This window comes from Mesorhizobium sp. M7A.F.Ca.CA.004.12.1.1, assembly GCF_003997835.1.
GTDB lineage: Bacteria > Pseudomonadota > Alphaproteobacteria > Rhizobiales > Rhizobiaceae > Mesorhizobium.
Genome location: NZ_RZRK01001335.1, coordinates 1 through 879, shown reverse-complemented (window position 1 = coordinate 879; position 879 = coordinate 1). Strand labels below are relative to the sequence as shown.

Annotated in this window: 2 protein-coding genes; one reads left to right on the top strand and one right to left on the bottom strand. The window is 66.0% G+C overall.

Translation table 11 applies throughout. The features are described 5' to 3' along the window. Positions 1–452, top strand: a 452-nt coding sequence (locus EN984_RS36210) for an Asd/ArgC dimerization domain-containing protein (RefSeq protein ID WP_281057390.1), incomplete at its 5' end; no start/stop codon positions are given. Positions 453–614: 162 nt separating this feature from the next. Here EN984_RS36210 and EN984_RS36205 read toward each other — a convergent pair. Then, a partial coding sequence (locus EN984_RS36205) for an ACT domain-containing protein (RefSeq protein ID WP_127384434.1) occupies positions 615–879 on the bottom strand: 265 nt, incomplete at its 5' end.

Sequence of the window (879 nt, the reverse complement as noted above, 5' to 3'; positions counted from 1 at the left end):
ACGTCATCCCGCACATCGACGTGTTCCTCGACGACGGCTCCACCAAGGAAGAGTGGAAGATGGTCGCCGAGACCAAGAAGATGCTCGACCCCAAGATCAAGCTGACGGCGACCTGCGTGCGCGTGCCGGTGTTCATCGGCCATTCGGAAGCGGTCAACATCGAGTTCGAAAAGCCGATCACCGCCGACGAGGCGCGGGATATCCTGCGTGAAGCCCCAGGCTGCCAGGTCTTGGACAAGCGCGAGGACGGCGGCTACATCACGCCGCTGGAATCGGCCGGCGAGGACGCCACCTTCATCTCGCGCATCCGCGAGGATTCGACCATCGACAATGGCCTGTCGATGTGGATCGTCTCCGACAATCTGCGCAAGGGCGCCGCACTCAACGCGGTGCAGATCGCCGAGTTGCTGGTCGAGCGCGGCCTGATCCAGCCGAAGAAGAAGGCGGCTTAGTTTTCGCTCACGGGCCGTATCGCCGCTGCCGCGGCGGGCCCTCCGCGGGGGCGCCGAACGATCGGCGGCCCGCAGTCGCGTGCTCGGCCTTTGGCCGTTAGCTCCCTTCTCCCCGTTCACGGGGAGAAGGTCCCGGCAGGGGGATGAGGGGCAGCACCAGCCTCAGCTTCGATTCTCAGCCGCCAACCCAACCAGCAGCTCCAGCGCTTCCTCCGCCCGGTCGGCGGGGACGAACAGATGGTCGTGGTAGAAGGCCGAAACCGGGTTCACGCCCATGCCGGCGGCGGCGAGGCGCGTGGTGATGGCGGCGAGGAAGCCGACGGCCTCCAGCGACGAATGGATGTTCAGCGTGACCATCCGGCAGCGGAATGACGCGGTCAGTGCCGCAGCGATGGCCTTCTCCTCGGTTACGATCAGCGTCACGCCC